Annotated in this window: 15 protein-coding genes and 2 pseudogenes; 11 read left to right on the top strand and 6 right to left on the bottom strand. The window is 67.7% G+C overall.

What is annotated here, in order from left to right; all coding sequences use genetic code 11:
- Window positions 1–88 precede the first annotated feature (88 nt).
- Complete coding sequence (locus ACGFW5_RS33085; RefSeq protein ID WP_393838024.1) at window positions 89–229, top strand: hypothetical protein; 141 nt, start codon at window positions 89–91, stop codon at window positions 227–229.
- A gap of 980 nt (window positions 230–1209) precedes the next feature.
- On the opposite strand, the gene ACGFW5_RS33080 is transcribed toward ACGFW5_RS33085, so the two are convergent.
- Window positions 1210–1494 carry a hypothetical protein gene (locus ACGFW5_RS33080; protein ID WP_393838023.1) on the bottom strand — a complete coding sequence of 95 codons (285 nt, stop codon included), beginning with the start codon at window positions 1492–1494 and terminating at the stop codon, window positions 1210–1212.
- Window positions 1495–1971: 477 nt separating this feature from the next.
- Here ACGFW5_RS33080 and ACGFW5_RS33075 point away from each other — a divergent pair, with 477 nt between their 5' ends.
- Window positions 1972–2619, top strand: coding sequence for a hypothetical protein (locus ACGFW5_RS33075; RefSeq protein WP_393838022.1), 648 nt, complete (start codon window positions 1972–1974; stop codon window positions 2617–2619).
- Window positions 2620–3043: 424 nt separating this feature from the next.
- Here ACGFW5_RS33075 and ACGFW5_RS33070 read toward each other — a convergent pair.
- A pseudogene (locus ACGFW5_RS33070) lies at window positions 3044–3888 on the bottom strand (IS5 family transposase).
- A gap of 114 nt (window positions 3889–4002) precedes the next feature.
- Between ACGFW5_RS33070 and ACGFW5_RS33065 the strand changes: the two are divergent.
- Window positions 4003–4857 carry an IS5 family transposase gene (locus ACGFW5_RS33065; protein WP_393838021.1) on the top strand — a complete coding sequence of 285 codons (855 nt, stop codon included), beginning with the start codon at window positions 4003–4005 and terminating at the stop codon, window positions 4855–4857.
- A gap of 46 nt (window positions 4858–4903) precedes the next feature.
- Here the strand turns inward: ACGFW5_RS33065 and ACGFW5_RS33060 are convergent, their stop codons facing one another.
- From ACGFW5_RS33060 to ACGFW5_RS33050, 3 genes and pseudogenes are all read right to left on the bottom strand, one after another.
- Window positions 4904–5293 carry a hypothetical protein gene (locus tag ACGFW5_RS33060; RefSeq protein ID WP_393838020.1) on the bottom strand — a complete coding sequence of 130 codons (390 nt, stop codon included), beginning with the start codon at window positions 5291–5293 and terminating at the stop codon, window positions 4904–4906.
- Between the two features lie 251 nt (window positions 5294–5544).
- Window positions 5545–5775: pseudogene (locus ACGFW5_RS33055) on the bottom strand (ATP/GTP-binding protein); the annotation flags it as partial.
- Window positions 5776–7352: 1577 nt separating this feature from the next.
- Entirely contained in the window at window positions 7353–7565 is a 213-nt protein-coding gene (locus ACGFW5_RS33050) for a hypothetical protein (RefSeq protein ID WP_393838019.1), read from the bottom strand.
- Window positions 7566–7699: 134 nt separating this feature from the next.
- Between ACGFW5_RS33050 and ACGFW5_RS33045 the strand changes: the two genes are divergently transcribed.
- The 3 genes from ACGFW5_RS33045 (at window position 7700) to ACGFW5_RS33035 (ending at window position 11915) form a co-directional block, all read left to right on the top strand.
- A complete protein-coding gene (locus tag ACGFW5_RS33045) occupies window positions 7700–10609 on the top strand; it encodes an NACHT domain-containing protein (RefSeq protein WP_393838018.1) in 2910 nt (969 codons plus the stop codon).
- A gap of 919 nt (window positions 10610–11528) precedes the next feature.
- Window positions 11529–11666 (top strand): hypothetical protein, encoded by a 138-nt coding sequence (locus ACGFW5_RS33040; protein ID WP_393838017.1) that lies wholly within the window; start codon window positions 11529–11531, stop codon window positions 11664–11666.
- Between the two features lie 102 nt (window positions 11667–11768).
- On the top strand, window positions 11769–11915 hold the full coding sequence (locus ACGFW5_RS33035; RefSeq protein WP_393838016.1) for a hypothetical protein: 147 nt from the start codon (window positions 11769–11771) through the stop codon (window positions 11913–11915).
- Window positions 11916–12212: 297 nt separating this feature from the next.
- Here ACGFW5_RS33035 and ACGFW5_RS33030 read toward each other — a convergent pair whose 3' ends face one another.
- Complete coding sequence (locus ACGFW5_RS33030; RefSeq protein WP_393838015.1) at window positions 12213–12800, bottom strand: PP2C family protein-serine/threonine phosphatase; 588 nt, start codon at window positions 12798–12800, stop codon at window positions 12213–12215.
- Window positions 12801–13101: 301 nt separating this feature from the next.
- Here ACGFW5_RS33030 and ACGFW5_RS33025 point away from each other — a divergent pair, with 301 nt between their 5' ends.
- The 5 genes from ACGFW5_RS33025 (at window position 13102) to ACGFW5_RS33005 (ending at window position 22142) form a co-directional block, all read left to right on the top strand.
- Window positions 13102–13386, top strand: a complete 285-nt coding sequence (locus ACGFW5_RS33025; protein ID WP_393838014.1) for a DUF4190 domain-containing protein — start codon at window positions 13102–13104, stop codon at window positions 13384–13386.
- Between the two features lie 532 nt (window positions 13387–13918).
- Complete coding sequence (locus ACGFW5_RS33020) at window positions 13919–14566, top strand: hypothetical protein (RefSeq protein WP_393838013.1); 648 nt, start codon at window positions 13919–13921, stop codon at window positions 14564–14566.
- A gap of 333 nt (window positions 14567–14899) precedes the next feature.
- Window positions 14900–16057: a hypothetical protein gene (locus ACGFW5_RS33015; protein WP_393838012.1), complete on the top strand. Its 1158-nt coding sequence runs from the start codon at window positions 14900–14902 to the stop codon at window positions 16055–16057.
- Window positions 16054–19398 (top strand): hypothetical protein, encoded by a 3345-nt coding sequence (locus tag ACGFW5_RS33010; protein ID WP_393838011.1) that lies wholly within the window; start codon window positions 16054–16056, stop codon window positions 19396–19398. Before ACGFW5_RS33015 ends, ACGFW5_RS33010 begins: the two co-directional genes overlap by 4 nt.
- Entirely contained in the window at window positions 19392–22142 is a 2751-nt protein-coding gene (locus ACGFW5_RS33005) for an RNaseH domain-containing protein (RefSeq protein ID WP_393838010.1), read from the top strand. Before ACGFW5_RS33010 ends, ACGFW5_RS33005 begins: the two co-directional genes overlap by 7 nt.
- Window positions 22143–22167: the final 25 nt, after the last annotated feature.

The raw sequence follows: 22167 nt of genomic DNA, 5'->3' as shown, positions 1-22167 counted from the left end.
CGACGACGTAACCGGACAAAACAAAAGCAGACATTTGGCCGGTATCCCGGCGTAAACCGCAGGTATACCGGCTGCAGGGAGAGGGCCAATGGACGAGAACATCAAGAATATGGCCGTAATTTTCCCCGGAGGCGGGCCATTTGATAACAATGTCTTTTCGACCATCGTGGTCATCGTTGTGGCTGTCGCTTTCATCGTTGTGGCCATACGAATGCGAAATACAAAGTAGCTGCATATTCACACGAGCGACGTCACGGACAGGACCGTTCCGCTATGACTGGCAGGCCTTCGGTGGTCTGCCAGCCTCGCCTTGCGGCCAGCGGACCGTGGAGCAAGGCCGGTGGGGGAGCCCGGCCCTGAAGTGGGCGATGTCGACGTAGTACGCGTAGTCACCGTCCCGGGTGGGGTCGTGCAGGTGCGCGAGTGAGGCGGCGGCGCAGTCGGCGGTGCCGCGCACGGCGTGGTGGGAGCACATCGCGAGTTCGAGGGGTGGCCTGCGCGGTGTCGAGGCCTACGACCGCGATGTCGGCGCGCAGCAGCCGAGTACGGTCTCCCAGGTCGCCGTTGCTGGTTCCGGCGTCGCGGATGAGGGCGGTGATCTGGAGGGTGATGCGGGTGGCGCGAAGGTTCAGTCCCGTCAGGTCTGCTCGGCAAGGTGGAGTTCGGCGTTGCCGGTCTGGGGGTTGGTGAACGCGGTGACACGAAGGCCAGTTGTGCCTGGGCGGTGGCGCGTTCGCCGCTGATGCCGTGCTGGTCGGCGTCGTTGCGGGCGGCCGTGTAGGCGGCGGCTGCGCGGTCCATGGCGCTGTGAGGCCGGTGGAGGTCGCCCAGGCCGCGGTTTTGCCGGCCCTCCCAGCCGAGGTGTTCGGCGACGTTCGTGCCGCGCCGTCCTGGGCGAGATGGGGGGGTGCGCGCCGCGCCGTCCCTGACGCCCGTCGAACTGCTGGCGGACCTGGCCGTCGCCGTCGCCGCCCTGCTGGATGCGGGTCCGCGATGCGGTGGAGCGGCCGAGGTCGCGGTGGGCTTTGGCCCGGTAGTACAGGGCCATGTCGTGCAGTTCAACGGGCAGCAGGGCAGCAGGGCAGTGTCCAGGACGGTGGTGAGAGGGGCCACGGTGGTCTCGCGGTGTTGTGTTGGCGGCGGCCGAGGGCGCTGAGGACGTGGACCAGGGCGTGACCGTACGACGCGGTCAGGGCTACATCCTGCGCGTCAGCGCCATCCCGGCGGTACATCGCCAACTCCTCGACCGCTGCCAGCCGCTCGACAACGCCCGGCCTCTGTGAGCCAGTCCAGCTCCAGGCGGTGTTCGCGGGCCAGCCGCAGGCCCTGGTGCAGGCAGCCCGCCAGCAGCTTCCTGCCGGGCCGGGGGCCGGCTGTGGTTGTCCATTGTTCGCCGAGCGCGGTCAGGGCGCGCTGGGCGGCGTGCTGCCAGTCGGTGAGGCTGCAGCGGTCGTCGGTGGGATTGTCGGCGGTACGGATGGTGGAGGCGACCACACCGTGCAGGTGGAAGGGCCCCAGGGCGAACGGGTCCTGCTGGACGTAGGGACGCTCGACCAGCGCAGTGCCGGTGTTTCGCGGGTCGGGCCTGCGGTGCAGGTGGCGAGCGTGACGTCGAAGGCGTCCAGCAGGTTGACCGAGCGCAGGGCATGGCGTTCGTCGGGTGTGAGGTCCTGCGGGGTGCGGGCGATCAGTGCGGCGAAGTCCGCCTCGAAATCGGCGGGGCGGGGCCCCCGCCCTGGCGGCGGATCTTGAGGAACCGCATCACCGACAGGTCCGGGTAGAGGGGGAGGGCGTGGGAGGGGGAGGTGATGACGGCGCGGACGGGCCCGTCATCCTTGAGGTGGAGCACCTGGATTCATAGTCGGCCGCCCGGCGGAGGCTGTTCGGTCCGCGGAGCGATCCTGACCGGCCTCTTCGGCTGCGAGTCTCGAAGCGCAGGGGCCGTTCCGGCCGTGGACGTGAGGAGTGTGGATGTTCCGGGCCAGGCTGACGACAACTGACGAACCGACAGACGCGTTACGCCACGAAGGCCGCCTGCGGCGGGCGTGGCGCACGGCGCACGAGCCCGCCGCAGGGGTGCCGCGCTGGGCCCGCCGGGTCGCCTACGCAGTGCCACTGGTGGTGCTCCCGTCCGGGGTCTGGCGCCTGGGATTGCTGTTCGCCCCGGACAAGCGTGGCGGGTCGATCGCAGACTGGGCGATGGACGGCTACCTTGTCTTCCTTACTCTCATCTCCGAGGTCCTCGCCTTCACGGCCCTTGGGCTCGTCGCCCGCTGGGGTGAGGTGTTCCCCCACTGGATGCCGTGGCTGCGCGGGCGGCGGGTGCCGACGGCCGCCGCCGTCGTCCCGGCCACGATCGGGGCGACGGTCCTGACCCTGGTCTTCACGGTCATCGCGATCGTTGCCACGGTCACCCAGTCCAAGGCCAACGGCGATCCACTGCCGGCCGACTTCCCGGGCAGGGCCGGTGGCTGGAAGACCGTCTACTTCTACGCCTCTTACGCCCCTCTGGTCCTGTGGGGCCCGATGCTCGGCATCCTGACGTACGCGTACTGGCGTCGGCGCAGGCCGGCGACGAACGGGGCGCTGCTGCCGTCGGCAGCGGGCAACACGCGGTAGGCGGCCATCCCAAGGCCCCAGTGCCCTTGCCAACCAAGCCGGTCGCCGCAGGGCAGCGCCCGGTGGACGACTGGCTTCGTTGTCCAAGGACACCGTGCAGCCGAATCGACTTCGGGCGACCGGGGCCGACGTTGCTGGTGAATCGGCAGGTCATCAGCTTGAGCCAAGGCACGCGAATCGGAACAACGTCGGTTCACAGAAGTTGTGCCAGAGCCCGAGATAGGACAGCAGATGTTCACGAGTTTGAGCAGCGTCGAAGAAGGCCGCTGTTCGAACGCTGCGGGGAGGTGATGTGGCCGAAGAGGGCATGCCAAGGCACTCCATCCGGTCGAGTTCTTGACGAAGTGCCAGGCAGTGAGGTGGGAGCCATTTCATGATCGTCAGAAGCGCCCTTCAGGGGTAGGGCTGGGCCGTTTCTTTTGGATCATCTCGCCGACCGGATGAAGATGGCAGCGAGGTGGAGTCCGGCGAGGTGGATGGTGGCAGTCTTGTCGTGGGGGGTGGCCAGGCGGCGCCATTGTTTGAGTGTGTTGATGCACCGCTCGGCCGTGTTCCGCTGTTTGTAGGCCTCGCGGTCGAAGGCTGGTGGGCGGCCACCGTGGCTGCCGCGGCGTTTGCGGGTGGCGGCCTGGTCGGCGGGGTGCGGGATCAGGGCGCGGATCCCGCGCCGGCGGAGATGCGTGCGGATCGCGCGGGACGAATAGGCCTTGTCGGCGAGGATCACGTCTGGTGTGGTCCGAGGCCGACCGAGTGGCTGAGGCACCCGTAGGCGGGCCATGATCTGGGCCAACGCTGGTGCGTCACCTGCCTGGCCAGGCGTGAGGACGAACGCGAGCGGGCGGCAGTTGCTGTCTGCGGCGAGGTGGACCGTGGTGGTCGGACCGCCGCGGGACCGTCCCAGGGCATGATGCTCCGGCTCGCCGGCCGCAGCCCCTTTTGACGGGCCCGGCGGCGTGCTGGTGGGCTCGGACGAGGGTGGAGTCGACCGCGACGGCCCAGTCCAGGTCGCCCTCGGTGTCGGCCTGGGCGAGCAGGGCGGTGAAGACCTTCTCCCAGGTGCCGCCGAAAGCCCACCTCCGCAGCCGGTTGTGGGCGCCCCTCCACGGCCCGAAGTGCCCGGGCAGATCCATCCACGGCGTCCCGGTGCGGTACTTGAACGCGATCGCGTCGATCACACGCCGGTGATCACGCCACCGCCCCGCCCCGCCTCGGCGTCTGGTCCGGCAGCAACGGCTCGATCCGCGCCCACTGGGCATCAGTCAACGACACACATCAACCAACGATCAGATGATCCGAAGGAAACGGACTAAGAGGGCATCTGATCTAGGTAGTTGGTGATTTGGGATGTTCTTGTGACTGCTGGCGATGGTGGGTCGTTGAACAGTGCGTGAGCACTCGTCGCCGTATCGCAGTGATGTGTCCGATGCCCGGTGGACTTTGATCGAGCCGGTGTTCACGGAGTGGCGGTCCGGGCGGACTGGGCCCGGTGTGGCGGCGCGGGTGCATGACCTGCGGGAGATCGTGAACGCGATCCTCTATGTCAACCGCACCGGCATCCCGTGGGAGTACCTGCCCCACGACTTCCCACCGCACAAGACCGTCTACGACTACTACGCGAAGTGGGAGGTGGACGGCACCACGGGGCGGGTCCATGACCTGCTGCGGGACAAGACACGCCGCGCCCACGGTCATGCCGCGGAACCGTCGGCCGCCGTGGTGGATGCCCAGAGCGTGAAGACCTCGGCAAACGTGGCCGAGACCAGCCAGGGCATCGACGCGGGCAAGAAGATCAAAGGGCGCAAGCGCCACCTAGTCACTGACACCCTCGGCCTCGTCCTCGCCGTCATCGTCACGGCCGCCTCAGTCCACGACTCCACCGGCGGGAAGCGACTGCTCGACGAGCTGGCGGTCACGCATCCCAGCGTGACGAAGGTCTGGGCCGACGGCGGTTACCAGACGGCCGTGTTCCAGCACGGTGCCGGCCTGGGCATCGACGTCGAGGTCGTCAAACGGCCGACCTCCAAAGGCTTCCAGCCGCTGCCGAAGAGGTGGGTGATCGAGCGGACCTTCGGGTGGCTGATGCAGCATCGGCGCCTCGCGCGGGACTACGAAACTCTGCCTCAACGGTCCCGAGCGATGATCCACTGGGCGATGGCTAACAAAATGAGCCGCGAGCTCACGGGAGAATCCACCCCAACCTGGCGAATCGAATCCGACGAATCGGTCAACACGGCCTGAACGCTGATCAGATGCCCTCTAAAGGGCTGACGCGGGTATGTGCTGGTCAGCGGCTTGGCGTCGGGGCGGGTCTGCGGGTCCAGTACAGGGCGGTGCCGATGTCGCGCGCGGTCCAGCCGTCGGCGCGTGCTCCGCCGTGGTGGAGGAGGTCGTCGAGGAGCTGGAGGTAGCGGCCGTAGCGTCCCGTTGTGGGGGTGAGGGGGAGGCGGAGGGTGTCGAGGGCGTGTTGGACGCGGCGGTCGTAGACGGCCATCCGCTGGGGTGCTGCTGCGGTCAGGACGGCTGAGGCGAGGGCGTCGCCGGTGCGGAAGCCGGGCAGTTCGGCGATGATGCCGCGTCCGGTGCGGGCGGCTTCGCTGCGGGTGAGGGTGGTGTCGCGGACGGCGGTGACGGCTCGCTCGGTGGCGGCTCGTACGTGGGTGTCGGGCAGGGACATGACATGAGTCTGTCACCCAGCGGGTTTGCGCGGAGAGCTGTTTCCAGACGACGAGGGCTGCGATGTCCGTCTTGCCGAGGTTGCCGGTGTGCTCGGTGCGCTGCGCGACGTCGTGGAGGACCTCGTCGTAGTGGGGTGAGACATTGGCGAGGTAGCCGGCGCGGGCGGGGATCAGGGTGTCCCAGGCCTGCCGGCAGAGGGCAGCGAACTCGTCGCCGCCTGGCGTCTCGGCGGTCGTCTTCATGTCCGCATCATGCCGTTCTGGCGGGTTGGCGGGTTCGGGGGCGGCTTGCTTCTTCGGCGAGGTGGTCGAGCTGGATGGCTTCGAGCGCCTTTTTGGTGATGCGTTCAGTGCCGTCGCAGATGGCGGTGATGGCTGCTTGGCGGATGAGGCGGGAGAGGCTTCCGATGCGGCCGGCGGTGCGCTGGTGGAGGTAGGAGGCGTGGCGGGGGAGTGTGCCGGGTGTGTGCTGGGTGAGGTTGCTGACTCTCACGCCGTCGCCCGGACTGCTTCTCAGTTCGATGTCTCGATGGATGGGTTGGGGATCCCGTGGGTGGCAAAGGTAGGGGTGCAACCGTGTAGGGCGCTTGGTGAGAATCGCCGTGGCACATTCATGAGAAGTGCCTGTTCGTCGAAGCAAGAATCGCAATACGGCTTTGATCTGCAGCCTTGTGCGCGGGTGAACGCCGTATGACGGGAGCGAGGCAGGCCGGCTGTAGGCTCTCAAGGGGTCCGCCTGCCCCCCTCTCGCGCGGGCTCTACATGAGGCCAGACCATCACCACGGTCGCAGCAGCGGGTCCCCCCCGCTCTCGCGCAGTCTCTCCTAGGTCCTCGTTCAGACGGCGTTCACGGCCGTCGGGTCCTTCCCCCTTTCGCGAGCCCACGGTCCGGCTCGCTGTGCAGTGGCCGGCGCACTGGTCACTCCCGCTCGCGCAGGCTCCAGGTCCACCGCAATCCGCACGACGTCCGCCAGATCGGGTCACTCCCGCTCCCTGCAGCGACAGCCGGGACTCGGGCCGGCAGCAGAGCAATCGCGAGCAGAAAGCGGACCGCAGCCCGGCTCGTTGCAGCCTCGTCGCCCTCAACACCGTCCAGGAGACCGGGTCACCCCCGCTTGCGCGGGCTCCCCTCGAAGGCGTTCGCCTGGAGGAAACGGACGGTCGGGCCACATACCTGGCAAGCAAGCATCTCTTCGCCGCCCCGGGTGCCGGGCGCGGACCCGTGGCGGTCTACAACCGGTCTATCTCGGTTCCGTCGTACGCCGCGTCACTCCCGCTTGCGCGGGCCCCACATCGACCCCTTCCCGCGCGATGCCGGCGAGGACGGGCCACTCCCGTGTGCGCTACGCATCCCCTCGCGCAGGAATCGCACATGAGGGCGGGTCACTTCCGCTGGCGAGAGTTCTACGCGGTGGCTGGCAGGCTCTACCGCCGGGACGGAGGATCACTCCCGCTCGCGCGGGCTCTACTGCCTGGCATTTGCCTGGCTGGCTGGGTAGTTGATGCCACGATAACGGTTAGTGCGATGCCGTGAGGTTTCTCAGCGAGGTGACCAACGACTCAGCAGATCAAGCGGCATGGGTCCGTAGTGAGGCCAAGGACCTTACAGAGAGGCCGGTCTGCGGCCGGAACGGGCGTGCCTGCCCGTCCGGACTGTTCAGCCTCGGTGATCAGCCGAAGACCGGTGGCGTGGAAGGTCTCCACATCGGGTTCGTGCGCCCCCCGGATCTTCCGCAAGGCCGCCACGTCGGCGAAGCCGCGGAACTCGGCCAGGCGCACAGCGTCCCTGTTCCTGTTCATCAGTCTCCTGTCACCGGGCCGGGCCTTCCTTGATCTTCACGATCAGTGCGATACGGCCGGCCCGGGTACTTCGTTGCCTGCTGCCAGGGCCCTGACCTGGGGCGACTAGACGGAAAGCCGCCCTAGTGAAAGCCCCTCAGGTGATGTGTCTCGACGCCCCGCCCCCGGCGGGCGATCCCGGCTGTGTCCTTCGTCATGTCCGGGCCAGCCTCGGCCGCCCGCGCGGACCGGAAGCGCCGACGGGGCTCTCGTACGGGGTCACCCCAGAGCTCTGATCCCCATGGCGAGCAGCGCCGTGATGAGGGTCAGGGTGCCGCCGAAGGCGACGCCGGCACGCAGCAGGGCGGCGGGCAGCGTGGCGCCGTCCATGCGGGCCAGCAGACCGGCGCCGACGGCCGCCAGGAGTGCGAGAAGCGTGGCGACGAGCAGCACAAGAGCCAGCAGCGTCATGGTGGTTTGCGATACAGGCACGGTTCTCTTCCGTTCCGTAGCGGGAGATTTTGTCGCAACGAAAATGGCGAGACGCACGTGCGGCAACGTGCGATTGGACGAAGATGAACGGATAGGTACCAAGGGGGCCAGGGCTGGCTGGAGGGGGAGACCGAGTGAGCGGGGGCAGGCGGGACGAGCTCGTCGAGCTGAAGGCGCACCTGCGGCAGTTGCGGGCAGAGCGCCGCTTGTCGATGTCCGGACTGGAACTTCGGGCAGGGCTGGGGCACACGACCGCAAGCCGGGCGATGAACGGCTCCACCGTGCCAAGTGAAGCCACCGTCGTCGCTCTGGCCCGCGCGTTAGGTACCGACGCCGGGCCGCTGCTGGCACTGCGCCGCCGGGCGCTGCCACAGGTGCCCGTCCCGAGCCGCATGCCTGTCGGCGAGGCGGTGGTCGACGACGCGGACGCGCGATTCGAAGAGCGGTACCGGCAGTACGTGGAGAACCGGCACGGGCAGCTGTCCGTCATCGGCCTGGCGCTTTCCCAGCCGGATCGCGCGTCATGGCCATTGGACACCTCCTACCTCAGTCTCGAACTCGCACTCCGCCCGGCCCCCGGGCCGGGAGTGCGGAGCAAGCCCTCCGAACCGGTATGGAAGTTCAACCTCGCGGAGGCGCGGGCAGAGCGGGCCGAGCAAGCCTTGGCAGGGCGACGACGCGCCGTGATCCGCGGGCTGGCGGGAGGCGGCAAGAGCACCTTGCTGCAGTGGCTCGCCGTCACGACCGCCCGTCAGGACCTGCCGGATGAGCTGGCGCATCTGGAGGGCTGTGTGCCCTTCGTGCTGCCATTGCGCACTCTGGTCCGCCGAGGAGATCTGCCCGGACCGCAGGAGTATCTGGCCGCCGTCGGCTGCCCACTGCATGCAGCGCAGCCGATCGGCTGGACGGACCGGGCGCTGGCCAACGGACGCGCCCTGCTTCTCATCGACGGCCTGGATGAGATTCCCCAGGAACAGCGGGCGCGCACCCGGCAGTGGTTACTCGAGTTGCTGGCCGCCTACCCCCGGGCGGCGTACCTCGTGACCACCCGTCCGACCGCAGTGCCGGAAGGGTGGCTGGCAGAGTACGAATTCGCCGAGTTGTCCGTCCGCCCGATGAGCGCCGGTGACGTGTCCGTGTTCATCGCCCGCTGGCACACTGCCGCGGCCGTCGGCACGAGCACCGCAGAGGAGCACTCCTACCTCACCTCGCTGGAGGAGACGCTGCGGGACACCGTGCGATCCCAGCCGGATCTCACCCAACTTGCCACCACCCCGTTGCTGTGCGCCCTGGTCTGCGCGCTCAACCGCGACCGGCGCGGTCACCTCCCGCACGGCCGCATGGAACTCTACGAAGCAGCCCTGTCCATGCTGCTGATGCGCCGGGACCGCGAGCGCGACATCGACGCTCCCGAGAACCTCGTCCTCACCGAGCACCAAAGTGTCCAACTGCTGCAACGCCTCGCGTACTGGCTCATCCGCAACGGCCAGACCGAGATGGAGCAGCGCACGGCGATCGACCTCATCGAGGACGCACTGCCCGCCATGCCGCAGCTCGCTCAGCAGAGCGACTCCGCCGGCGTCCTCACCCACCTGCTGGCCCGCTCCGGCCTCCTGCGCAACCCCGCTGCGGACACCATCGACTTCGTCCACCGCACCTTCCAGGACTTCCTCGGCGCCAAAGCCGCCCTCGACGCCCGAGACATCCCCCTCCTGATACGCAACGCCCACGACGATCAGTGGGAAGACGTCGTGCGCATGGCGGTCGCCCACGCACGTCCCCAGGAGCGGGTCACCCTGCTGCGCCGGCTGATAGCCCGGGGAGACCGCGCGGTCTCACACCGAACCCGCCTGCATGTGCTCGCCGCGGCATGTCTTGAGTACGCCACCGAGCTCGACCCCGGCGTACGCGGGGAAGTCGAACAGTGCGCCGCAGCGCTGGTGCCCCCACGCAGCGAGGACGAGGCGGCGCTCCTCGCCCTCGCCGGGCCGGTCATCCTCCACGTCCTGCCGGGACCCGACGGCCTGGACGACGACGAGGCGGCGGCCGTCATCCATACAGCCGAGCTCATCGGCGGACCGGCGGCATTGGCCCTGCTGAAGAAGTTCCGCACGCGCAATTCGGCACAATGGGCCCTTTCCAACGCATGGAAGAGCTTCGAAACCCGCGAATACGCCCGCGAGGTACTTGCCCATGTCCCCGATCTCTCGAGCGTGACCATCAGAACCCAGGAGGAGCTAAGGGAACTGCACCGACTGCAGCCCCTTGGTCAGGCCGCCTTCATGGGTGACTTCTCAGGCGCGGAGATGACGGCCCCCTTTGCAAAAGAGGACCTCCGGGTGCTGAACATCGACCGGAACGACACGGTACGAGAGCTGGACTTCCTGCACCCGTATCCGAATCTGACGCGCCTCGGGCTCTTCACATGCCCGAATGTCAGCGACTTGATGCCCCTGAGTGAGGTGCCCCTGCGGACGCTGGAGATCCACAGGTGCGGATCGACGCGCACCGAGGACCTCAAACACCTGACCGGGCTCGACATGCTGAGTCTCGATATGGAGCTGCCGGAACGCAGGATCGGTGCGCTGCCTGTCGATGCCGACCTGACACAGCTGATCCTTGGCCTGAAAGTCTGTCGAAAGCTCTCCCTGGAGGGCATCGTCCGCTGGCCCAACCTCACCAGGCTGGACCTCTCCGGTCCGCCCGACGATTTTGCCCGGATCACCGAACTGGGCGCACTCAAGAACCTTGTCCTCCTCGGCAATGCGGGCCTCTTCATGCTGGAACAGCTGCCGCAGGTGCCTCAGGTCACTGAACTCTGGCTCGGCAAGTGGAGTCGTGACGACAACCTCGCACTCGTGCACGCCAAGTTCCCGAACCTGACGGCCCTGACGATCTGGGCTGGATTCCAGCCAGTGGATCTCGCGCCGCTCGGGGGCGTGCCCGGGCTTGCTGTCCGCATCCACGACGCAAAAGAAGTCTTTGGCACCGAACATCTCCCGCCGGAAAACGTCACTTTCAAACGCCACCGGTACGCCGTGTGATTATTGTACGGGCAGGGCAAGCATCATTGGTCGGCGCGGTGCGGGCATCTGATCGAGGGCCCCCTGCTCTCTCCCCGTACGGGAAGGGGCCCTCCCGCCCCGCTTCCCACGGGCGGTGCGCCCACCCATCGGGGGGTGCCCCTATGACTTTGGTCAAGGGGTGATCGGGGTTGGTGGTTGGTAGAAGGTGCCGTCGCGGAGCATGGCGAAGAGGTCGCCCCATACTGCGCGCCAGATCTGGCCCGGCTGCGGGTCCTGGGGGCCGCGCTGGTTCGGTTCGGGCAGACCGCGTGCCTTGAGCGTGCTCTTGAGCTTTTGGGCCGGGCGGGTGTGATGGTGGGGTGGAAGAGGTAAGGGCCGGCCGTGGGGCTGTGCTGCCGAGGGGGTTGGTGGTGCGTCGTCTGCTGGAGCGGCAGCAGGCGGAGGAGCTGGCCACGCGGCATGTGCGTGCGGTGGTTGAGACGGTGGGTGTTTCGGAGCGGACGGTCTGGCGCTGGCTGGAGCAGGCCAAGACGACCGGGCAGGTGGAGGCGCCGGTCCGGCAGGGGTATGCGGTGTCGGACGAGGTGTGGGCGCAACTGGGCAAGGATCACCCTCCTCCTTCACGACGCACTCGAGGAGAACCCCGACCTCACTCTTAACAAAGACCTCATCCCCTGTGTACTCAGCCGCCTCGATCCCACCACCCGCCACACTCCGCAGCGCAGCTGACTGCACCAGCCGTAGCGGGAGACAGGACAACGGCGAATTTGCGAAGCCCCCGCGACGCGTCGCGCCCGTCCCCCGAACGTGCCTTTGCCATACGACTGCTTTCGGTGGATCAAGCCGCAGGTCGGGGGCGTTGATGTGTCCCGTAACGGCGAGATCCACAATTTCACCAGCCACTTTCGTCGTGCTGCCAACAGGCTCCCTGGGCACGGTGAGCGCACTGGTGAGCGTCAACCTCAACTCGGCGACCGGCGCAGTCACCTTCTCCAACATCTCGCAGGCCGCCGGCACCCAGCTGGCCACCGGCACCGGCTACGCCAACCTCAACATCTGCTACCCCATGGGTTGAGCGGACCCCCCTGATCGGCACGAGCGTTCGGCCGACAATTCGGCGCGCCACCAAGCTGCCGTAGTTGCTTGGCGGCGTGGGGCCACCGTGTTGAAAAGTGCCGTGTCCGCGCCGTCCCAGGACCCCACCCCATGGGAGCTGCTGCGTGCCATGCAGCAGATGCGTGATGACCTCTGCGCCGACTTCGCAATGTGCACCGACCGGTCGACGGAGATGCTCACCAAGTACACCGTCACCTCTGATGCCTGAGATTGGATCGCCGCCAGACCAGCGTGTACCAAGGAGATCTCACGCTCGGACAAGGCAAGGATGTCAGGCATAGACGCCGGGCCGTGCGGCAGGGGATCGGCAGGGGGAGCTGTGGGAGGCGCAGAGGCCGCCTGCGGTGTTGAAAACGGGCGCAGCAGTCGTCGGGGCACGGAGTTGTCGCAATTAGGCTTGCTGAACGCCGGACGGGCAGGGGCGTGATGGTTCAGGCGTTTGCCTTTCAGCCGGTCGCAGGAAGACGACGGTGGCCGTCTCCCCTCGCTTGCTGCGTCGGCTTCCTCAGAGTCGTTGCTGCAGCCTCGGCGCCTGCGGTATGCGGATGGCCAGTGCCAGGGGGTCGTCCGGGTGGAGGACGATCGTGTGCATCTCGGCGGCGATGGCGCTGGGGATGTCCGACAGGGGCTTTCCTGCATGGCGGCGTGCGGCCTCGATGAGACGTTCTTCGCCCTCGCACGGGTTTCTCCGACTCTTGGTCAGCCCATCGGTGTAGAGGATGAGCAGGTCACCGGGGTTGAGACGGGTCTGCAGCAGGCGCTCGCTGCCGGGCAGAGGGAAGCCGACGCCTCTTCCAGGCACTTGCAGATAGCGGGCTTGACCATCTGCTTGGAGGAGAAGAGCCGGCGGGCGGCTTCCGTTGGCCAGTTGCAGCACACCGCTCGTGGGGTTGATGCGGGCAAGGAGTGCCGTGGCCATCAGCCCTGGCGCCAGGGGCGTGAGCAGTTCATGGGCGCGCCCCAAAATGGACTGTAGCGGGTGGTCTTCGAGAGCGAGGGTGCGCACGGCATGGGTCACGTCGAGGGCGCTTCTGGTACTGCCCACCCCATGGCCGAGTGCGTCGACGGTACGCCGGCCAAGTCGGCTGCACAACGATCGAGTTCTGCCGCATCAACGCCACGAGGTGGCCACCAGACCCCCCGGGTTCAGAAGAGCTCAGCGTCCCACCGGCTGGGCGCTGTACCAGTGAGGTGTGACAGCTCGCCGTCTCTCCGTCGGCCCGCCTTGCGCTGCGCTATGCCGGTACGGAGGGCATCGGTCTGGTGGTCGCGGCATCGGTTGAAAGTGGAAGCGGGTCCCTCAACTGAAGTCTCTGAGCGCAAAGTTGGCTGCTCCCGAAGAACCTGGGCATCCGAAGCACACAGAACACGAACCTTGAGGGTGGGAGAGAGCGATGACAGAGTTCAACAACCCTGCAGCCGGCAACACATCACGCACCAACGGCCTTGCCGTCGCCGGTCTCGTGTGCGGCATCATCGGGATCTTCCTCCTGAATATTGTGCTCGGCCCGCTGGCCATCATCTTTGGCGCGGTCGCCTTACGTCAGTCCGGGGTCAAGGGAAGCGGAGGCATGGCGAAGGCCGCTCTCGCGCTCGGCATCTTCGACGTGCTGCTCTTCGTGGTGCTGCTGATCGTGGCCGCCTCCAACGGTGGCTTCCACTGGTACGTAGGCGGCTGACCCGCGACATGAGGGGGCGCCACGCGATATTGCCGCGTGGAGCCCCCTCGGCCTGTCACGACAACGGCGCCCGGCAAAGCCCCGGCGATCTGCGGCCACCGGTCACCGACGCTGAGTGCGTCAGCCCAGAGCAGGGGGCGGACTGGGGTAAACCCGTAACGAAGTGCGGGTCAGGGCTGGAGATTTCACCGCTGTGCGGCGGGAGCTCAAGGCGTGGCTACGGGGCATGCGGTCATCGCGAAGCCCCGTTTAAACGGAGCTGAAGCCCGCAGGCGGCCCGTAGCTGCGCGCCGGGCCCGACCGTGCCTGTGCGCAGCGTGGCCCGCCCGCCGGACGACTGCACCGTAACGCTGGCGCTCCAATGACCGCTTGTCAATAACAGTGCAGGCCAGGGCAGTTGGCTTTCGTTGTCCCACGTCAGGGTTTGCTGCGGCATCCCGGCAGGTGGGGGTTCGGCCAGCCGATCATCGTGGAGGTATGAACGATCCGCCCAGTGTTGTGCGCAGGGCCCCTGGCGCGAGGAGGGCGGCTCGTGACCGCGCTCGGCCAGGACATCGGCGTTCCTACTCCGACCGCGACCTGGCCGAGTTTCTCCCTCATCAGGCGCAAATCGTTGAGGCCGATGCCGAAGCCGTGGTTTGCGCAGACTCTCCAGAGATCGAATGGCAAGGAGATTCCGCCGCGCGCGGCGGTCGTGTTCGGGGCCGCGGCGCTGGCCACGCTGGTGGCGGGCGTGGCCATCGAGCGGTCCGGTGAGGAGTTCTTCGCGCGGCAGGGCCTGTCCGGCATCCTCTTCGGCGCCATGGTACTGGCTGCAGCGACCTTGCTGCCCGAAGTAAGCAACGGCCTGACGTCGACGAAACTCGGCGCCTACCAACTCGCCATCAGTGACATCTTCGGCGGCAACGCGTTCCTGCCTGTCCTGTTTCTGCTGGCCGCCCTCATTTCCGGCGAATCTGTCCTGCCTGCGGCGCACCACACCGACATCTACCTCACGCGGCATCGTCCTGACCGCCGTCTACGCTGCCGGTCTGGTCTTCCGGTTGCAGCGCCAGTACCTGCGCATGGGCATCGGCAGTCTCGCCGTCCTCGCCATATATGCCGCGGGCATCGCAGTCCTGGCCGCCATCGGCACCTGACGCCCTGGGTGGACAGGTGCTCAGCCACCCGGCGCTGCTGATCGCAGAGCTGGAAGCCCTGGACGTGATGTGGGTGCATACGTGAACCGCGAGGCGGGGGAGGGGGCATGCAGAGCGCGAGGCTCGCTTTTTGGTTCCGGCGAAGTGTCGACCGTGCTGTTGGCGCATTCACCCGATGGTGTGTTTGGTCCAGGTGTCCGCTTGGGTCTCCCTCGTGGAAACACTGCAGCTCAGCGCTCCTGTCGGTCTCCTCGATGCGACACGCCCGGGGGCTGAGCGTGCTTGTGTGTCGCGCCCGTCACGCATGATCTCCTTCGTCACTTAGTGCGCTCTGTCAAGAACACTCAGTAAAGTGTGATGGAGGAGATGTAGCGGTGCTCGATACTGCCCTGAGCCGGCGCAGGACGAAGATCTTGACGGCGGCTATTCGCGCGGCTCACGCGTGGACGGTCCGGCACGAGGAACCCCGGGCCTGGCGCGAAATCATGAGTATGACGGGAGTGGTCAACTCCCTGTGTCCGCAGCAGCGGGTGCTGACCCCAGCGGAGTTCGTCGACAGTCTGAGCCGGCCGATGATCCGGCTGGCGCCGGATGTCTTCGAGAACGATCCGCTGGGGAGCCTGACCGTTCTGGAGTGGGACGAGCTCAGCGATGACGTTTGGTCCGACGGCTGCACCGCCATCATGGAGCTGCTGCACAAGGGCGACCAGGGACGCGGCTGGCTGCCGAGCTGGACCTGGACCCGGCAGGAGGCTGTGCAGAACGAGGCCTTCCTCGCGATCAAGACCGGAGCCGACGACCGCTTGTATGTAGCCCGCCGCCGGTTCGTTGTCGAGCACCCGGTCGGGGGAGTGGGGGAGATCGCCGACCTGTGTATGGAAGCCGGTATCGACATGCCCGTCCCGTACACCCCGCTGCCCGCAGACCGCGTTCACGACGGCCGCTGGTGGTGGCCGTGCCCCGTGTGCAAGTGGCCGATGCGCGTCAATGGCTCCCAGGTCCGCTGCACCTACCAGTACCACCAGGCGCACTACAGCATCGGCACCGGCACGACCGCCGACGGTCGGCCCAGGCTCCAGCGCCGGGACCCGCGCGTACCGCGGACCCCCGCCGCACGCGAACGCCGCCTTCAAGGGCCACAGCGGACCGTGTGCGTCGAGCACGCGGTCTGGCGGTTCATCGTCGTCCCCGGCGTGGAGGAGCTCCGCCTCTACCTCAAATGGCATGGCAAAGAACCGCTGGAAGTCGCACTGTGGCCCAGCCGCGACCTCTACGACGTCGAATTCACCATCGCCTGCACCGGCTGGTCGCTGGCGGTCGACCTCAAGGACGTGGCCAGCGCGAGCGCCCTGGCCGACAAGATCAAAGACAAGCCCCTGGCGGCCAAGACCATCGTGATCCCCGACCACCGCGGCCACGGCCAGAAGATCGAACTGCAGGACCTCCTGCCCGACTACACCGTGTGGCTCGTCGAAGACGTCAACAGGGAAGTCGCCAAGCAACTGGCACGAGCGCGGAAGAAGCCCAAGTGACCACCACCGCACCCCAGCAGACGAAACGCCAGGAACAGCTCCTTCCCCGACTCCTTGCCTGTGCACTCGCCTGCGCCCAGGCCCACTTCCGTGCACCCGATGCCGCGACTCTCACAGCCGCTCACTACCTGCTCACGGGAAAGTACGACGCCTGGAGTGGCTACAGCGCCCTGAAGACGGACGACCAGCGGCGCCTTGCCAGGATGCTGCGCCACCGGGACAACGACGTCGCGAACGACAGTTCCTTCCGCTCCCACGCCGCCGAGCAGCTCGAGCAGGACAAAGTACCCGGGGTCCGGCTCCTTGAGGACCGCGAACACGTCCGCTTCCACCATGGCATCGCGCCCCGCGCGTTCGCCGACCGGCTCCTCGACGAGATGGACACCATCGCGGCCGAAGGAATGCGTCCGCAACCCATCGTCCGGGCCGGCGAGCACACCAACACCTTGAACGTCCAGATGGCTCCGGGCCTCAGAGCCCCGCTCCTGGCCTCCTACACCTTCGACGACGAGCACATCCCGGAACACCGGCCGCCCGCCCTGCTCCTCGCCACCGCCGAGGACCTGCCCGAAGTCGTCCTGGACGTCTCCGAGTTCCTCAGCCTCAGCAGCCGCCTGGACGACAAGTCCCGCACCGCGTTCCGGGAGCAGACCCTCAAGGCGTTCTTCGAGCGCATGCGAGACGGTAACGGCCGGCGTCTGGAGGGAAAGCTCGAACTGCAGGCCGGCCCCACCCAGGTGCTGAGCGCTCCCACCGGCTCCGGCAAGAGCGTCATGATGCGAAGCGCCGCTACATGGGCGCTGGAATCGGGACTCACGCTCGCTATCGTCGTCGACACCAACTCGGCCGCCCTCAAGACCGCACGACAGATCCAGGAAGACCTCCAGGCATCCGGTGTCCTCACCAAACTCGGTCTCGAGCCCGGTGACGCCGTCGTTCCGCTCATGTCGCCCAACAGCCTTGCCCGCGAACTGGAGCGTACAGTCCGCAACTCCAAGGACCGCGACTACGTCGACTGGGTGTTCACCCGGATCGGCTACTCCTGCCAACTGCCCGCATTGGCAGCCGTGGACGAAGAGGTGGACACCTGGTCACCCGGCAGCGAACCCTGCCGAAACCTCACCCCGGTGCGCCCGCCCCGGCAGGACGACTACCGCACCATGCCGCAGCCGAAGGTGTGCCCCTTCCGGCAGGACTGCAGCAAGTTCCGTCTCGCCCGCATGGCGACTACTGCCCGCATCATCGTCACCACCCACGCGAACCTCCACCAAGGGCGAATGCACATCCCTTTGGAACTCGCCGACGGAACAGTCAGCGAACGCGTCTCGGTCGAGGAATTCATCCTGCGCCGCTGCCAGATCGTGGTGATCGACGAACTGGACGCGTTCCAGTCGACCGTCCTCGCGCATGCGGGCCGGGGCCTGACCCTCGCCTGGGGGGACCGCTCGCACGACCGTCCGCTCATCGACATGGACGGGCAGTTGGTCGCCGCGTTTCACCGCCTGCCCGGAGCGCTGGAGGAACGCGCCCGGCTGAACGTTTCCGGGTGCCGCAGACTGGCCGAGACCTACTCCATGCACTTGGCCAGAGGTGACCTCGGCCGCAGCGACCACGTTCCGGACGAGCCCGCCGCGCGACCCAGCCGCCGCCTGCGACGCGATGCCGGCCGCCGGTGGATCGTGCCGCAGCGGTGGGACTCCTGGCTGGCCGCGACGCTTGCCCCCCTCCTCGACAACGACCCCGCACAGATCGGGTCCACCCCGCCACCCGCTGGCACGAGCAGCCACACCGTTCTCCTCGAAGCGGTGTGGGGGAAGACCGACACCCACCTGCTGCCCGAACACCTCCGCGACTTCGCCACGGCCGCCCGCGCCATCCTCGGCCACCAGGACGAAGCCGGCGCCCTCGACAACGCACGCCAGCGCCTCGACGACCTCCTGCGGATCTGGATCCCCGCAGCGAAAACCCGCCTCGACGCCATCGACCGGTTGGTCCGCCGCATGTTCCTGATCCCGCTGAGGGACATGCTCTACCGATTCGTTTACGACGCCCCTCAGCTCAAACTCGCCGGAGTGAGCGCAGCGGAAGAGATCGCCTCCGCCCTCGGCGGATACGAAGCCTGGCGCGCCGTCCCGCACGGCCCACTGGGCCGACTCGTCTTCGCCTTCACCGAGGACGTCAACACCGAAGCCCCGCAGAACACCCGCCTGTCCGCCGTCGCATTTGGCGGCGACCCCCACCGCTACATCACCGACATCGGGCAGACCACCGCACTGGCACACGCCGGACACCGCCGCATCGTGCTCGGCCTGTCCGCCACCGCCTACGTGCCCGGCGCGCACCGCCACCACGTCCACACCAAGCCTTCCTTCGTCGTCCCCGACGAGGGCAGCGAAGTCGTCATCGACCTCAGGGCGATCCCCGGTGAGAACACCGCCGAACTCCTGCGGATCTCCGGCCTCTCCGGGAAGAAACGACGCCAGGCCACCTACGAACTCGGCAAACGTCTCTGGAGCGAACTCAAACACGAACTCGACCAACTCCAGGCCACGAACCCTAAAGGCATCCAGGACACCATCCTGCTCGCCACCACCTCCTACGTCAGCTGCCATGACCTCGCTGATGGCCTGACCGACGCAGGAGCACCCCCGGGCCTCCTTGCCGTAGCCGTTCGCCCTGACCCCGACCCGAACATCGCCACAACAGTCCGCCACCGCCACTGGACCGAGATCTCAGCGGACCAACTGGAGGATTTCGGGAGCATGCCACAGGCTCGCATTCTCATCGCGCCGATCCAGCGAGCAGAACGCAGCCTGAACATTCTCGCCCCCGGCGAACACCGCTCCCGCATCGGATCGATCTGGCTCGCAGTACGCCCGATGTCCATCGTCGACGAACCCGACGAACTGCTCGCCCATGTCGGCGCGCGCGCCCTCGACGACCGCAGGGCCCACCATCGGCCCTGGACCGTCCTCGCCGAGGCCAAAGCGACCGCCAGCGCGTACTTCGACGAACTCCTGGCAGGGGAGCGCTACTTCAAGGCGTTGCCGAAACGCGCCAAGCTCGCCATTACCGCAGAACTCGTCGCCTCCATCATCCAACTGGTCGGCCGTGCCCGACGGGGAGGAACCCCAGGACGCCTGCGCCTCGTCGATGCCGCGTTCGTCGACGGCAAGGGAAATTCCGACCTGCCGACCCTCCTGCGCGAGCTGCGGGCGGCGTGGAGGCGCAGCGGTGAACTCGACACCGTCGTAGCAACCAACAAGGCGTCGACCGACGCGTTTTTCGCCTTCGCCGACCAACACGCCATCCACCGCGCAGACCTGGACACCGCATGCTGACGACTCTCACCTACACCCTGGATCCCAAGCGCCTGGGAAAGGTCGCGCTGTACTCCCTCAGCGAGGACTTCGCCCTCGCCTGGAGCCACCTCCCCAGCTACCGCGACCACGATGGCGCCAGGCCCGTCCGCCCTGCCTACGCAGCACTCGCGACGGCCCTGTCCGCAGTCACCAACCAGCCCGTGGTGATCATGCCGGACACGCTCGGGCAGCCCGACGCCGAAACCGCCGAGCCGACCATGCTCGCCACGACCAAGCCCATCGACCGCCGTCTGCTCCACCGCGCGGTCCGCGCCTGGGAGCGGCACATCCGCGGCGGAGACGACGCCAACACCCTCGCCCCGCTGCTCGGACAATGCCAAGAAGCCCGAAGGAACCTCGCCGACTTCATCACCGACGCCGCCACCGGCCGCCCCCTGGCCCCCCAATGGTTCTTCCGCGTCGCAGCCTGGAACCTGGCCGCGGCCCTCGCCAAGCACCGCTTCCACCTTCCCCCGCCCCCGCCGCCCCGGCCGAAGACCTGCGCCACCAGCGAACCAGCAGAACTGGAGGAGGAACCCGGTGCCGCCACACCACCGGCAACCGGCGAGGCCCCGCAGCCGGACACCCCTCCACCGCCTGGGCCGCACCTGGAGTGGCTCATGGACACCAACGGCAGCCTCCTGGCCTGGAACCACGTCCTGACCAACACCGCCGGGCGCCGCCAGACCACTGGCGCCGCCATGCACAAACTCGACTTCCGCGTCGTCACCCTGCCCGGCGAGTCCCGCATCGCCGTCCACATCCTGCCCACCTCCAGCCGCCTGGCCACCCACTGGGCCAGCACCCGCACCGCCTTCGTCTCCCGAGGCAAGAACACTGTGCTCCGGCTGCCCGTCGGCCACCGCCGCACCGAAGACGGATGGCAGCCCTACATCCGCGGCTACACTGCCCAGGTCGTCGACGCCTGCGAACTCGAAGGCATCACCCTGTGCAGCAACGCAGAACTCGCCGCCATCGGCGGCCCCGTCCGCGCACTCGTCCCCGCACCCACCGACCATCCGCTCGGCAAGGGCACCGGAACCCGTTTCAACCTCGCCCTCGCTCGGCACATCCACGCCGCCCTCGGTACCAAGTACGGCCTTGAGCAGGTCACCTACACCCGAACCGGCTACCAAGTCACCCGCACGACCAAAGGTCCCGTCCTGCGCGAACATCTCGACCAGGCGCTCGCCGGCACCGGACACCAGCACGTGCGCATCCTCGCCCTCTACGACCACGAGTACACCCGCGACCGGATGACCGCAGCCCTCGCCCCCTACGCGGACACTCCCGACGCCATCGAACACTGGCAGGACGAACAGGACTGTCCCCTGACCGGAAGGGTCAGCGTTCGGCTGCGCCGGCTGCCCGCGCTCACCGCCACCACCCGCCCCGACTGGGACCGCGAACTGGCCTTCCTCGACGACCTTCCCCCCGTGGGCCTAAGCGGTGTCTGGGTCGAAACCCTCTGGAACCCCAAGAAGAAGACCACCCGTCGCGACCATGCCGCTGACTACGACCCCAAGCGCGACTTGCGCCGACACTTCCACCAACGTGGCATGGTCTCCCAGTTCATCGCGCAGAAGGAGCGCCCCACGCCCAAGGGCGAGACCATCGAGGACAGTCCCCACACCGACAGCACTGACACCGCCCTCGACGCAGGCCTCGACCAAGCAGAGCCGGCCAAGGCCTCCCGCGCGCGGCCGCGCCTGGACTACCCTGCCATCAACGGGCTGAGTGACCTCCTGCTGCGCCTCGGCGCCATTGACCGGCGCATGGCCCACGCCGTCGGCCTGGACCACCCCGCCGTCCTCGTGGGACTGCACCTGCGCCAGCAACGCAGCAGCACCCGCACGCTCGGCTCCGCCGACAAGACCCAGATGGTCGAAGTCCTCACCGCCGTCCACACCCACCCCGACCCCGACGTACCGTGGCGCCTGGAGATGTACAGCCGCCGACACCACGCATGGCTGCCCGTCCCCGACGCGGAAGCGGCCTTCGGCTCAGGACCGATCGGCATCGACGGGCACGCCCGCCACCAGGACGGGGCCCAGCTCGTGCGCGAGGAGATCCGCGCCGCTCTCAGAATCCTCCCCGGCACCACCCCTGCGGTTATCTTCGTCGATGCCGAGGCTTGCCGCACGATCTGGCCGGGACTCCAACACGCCCGTCTCGGCGAGGGCGCCCTGCCGAGCGACACCCTCCAGGAGGAGGGGCGAATCGCCGCCACCGTCTGCGTCAACACCTCCTACAGCGAAGTCCCTACCCCGGTCGACCGCGCTGACGGCCGGCGCCGAGACCCACATCGCCCCGCAACACCGGACGAGTGGCTGCACCAACGCACGACCACCACCGGCGTCACCAGCTGGTACCTGGCCCAGGCCTCCCGGACCTACAGCGGGTTCGGGCAGACCTCCGTCAACGGGTCCCAGCACACGCGGTTCACCATCCCCGAGCACCAGCGCACTGCGCTCCTGGCCAAGGACTGGAGCAGCTTCACCGCCATCCAGATCACTGTCCCAGAGCCTGGACCGTACCCAGCCGAGAAACTCGCCGCCCTCGCTGCCGCCCTGTGCCACCAGTCCCTGGTCTGGGACTCCCGAACCCGTCACCCCGCCCCCCTTCACGTCGCCGGATGCGTCGATCGGAACCACTCCGAATACCGGGGAGCTACTCTCACGGACCAGGGACCAATCGATGAGAAGAACGCTGATCAGCCATAACCCCGCAACTTCGGCGGTCCAGTGA

The sequence above is a fragment of the Streptomyces sp. NPDC048416 genome, assembly GCF_043200435.1.
Classification (GTDB): domain Bacteria; phylum Actinomycetota; class Actinomycetes; order Streptomycetales; family Streptomycetaceae; genus Streptomyces.
This window is presented reverse-complemented; position numbering and strand designations above follow the sequence as displayed.

Bases quoted from the DNA above. Each gene is read 5' to 3' on its own strand.
- ACGFW5_RS33085 (WP_393838024.1), top strand. From the start codon at position 89: ATGGACGAGAACATCAAGAATATGGCCGTAATTTTCCCCGGAGGCGGG.
- ACGFW5_RS33075 (WP_393838022.1), top strand. From the start codon at position 1,972: ATGTTCCGGGCCAGGCTGACGACAACTGACGAACCGACAGACGCGTTA.
- ACGFW5_RS33060 (WP_393838020.1), bottom strand. From the start codon at position 5,293: ATGTCCCTGCCCGACACCCACGTACGAGCCGCCACCGAGCGAGCCGTC.
- ACGFW5_RS33025 (WP_393838014.1), top strand. From the start codon at position 13,102: ATGACAGAGTTCAACAACCCTGCAGCCGGCAACACATCACGCACCAAC.
- ACGFW5_RS33005 (WP_393838010.1), top strand. From the start codon at position 19,392: ATGCTGACGACTCTCACCTACACCCTGGATCCCAAGCGCCTGGGAAAG.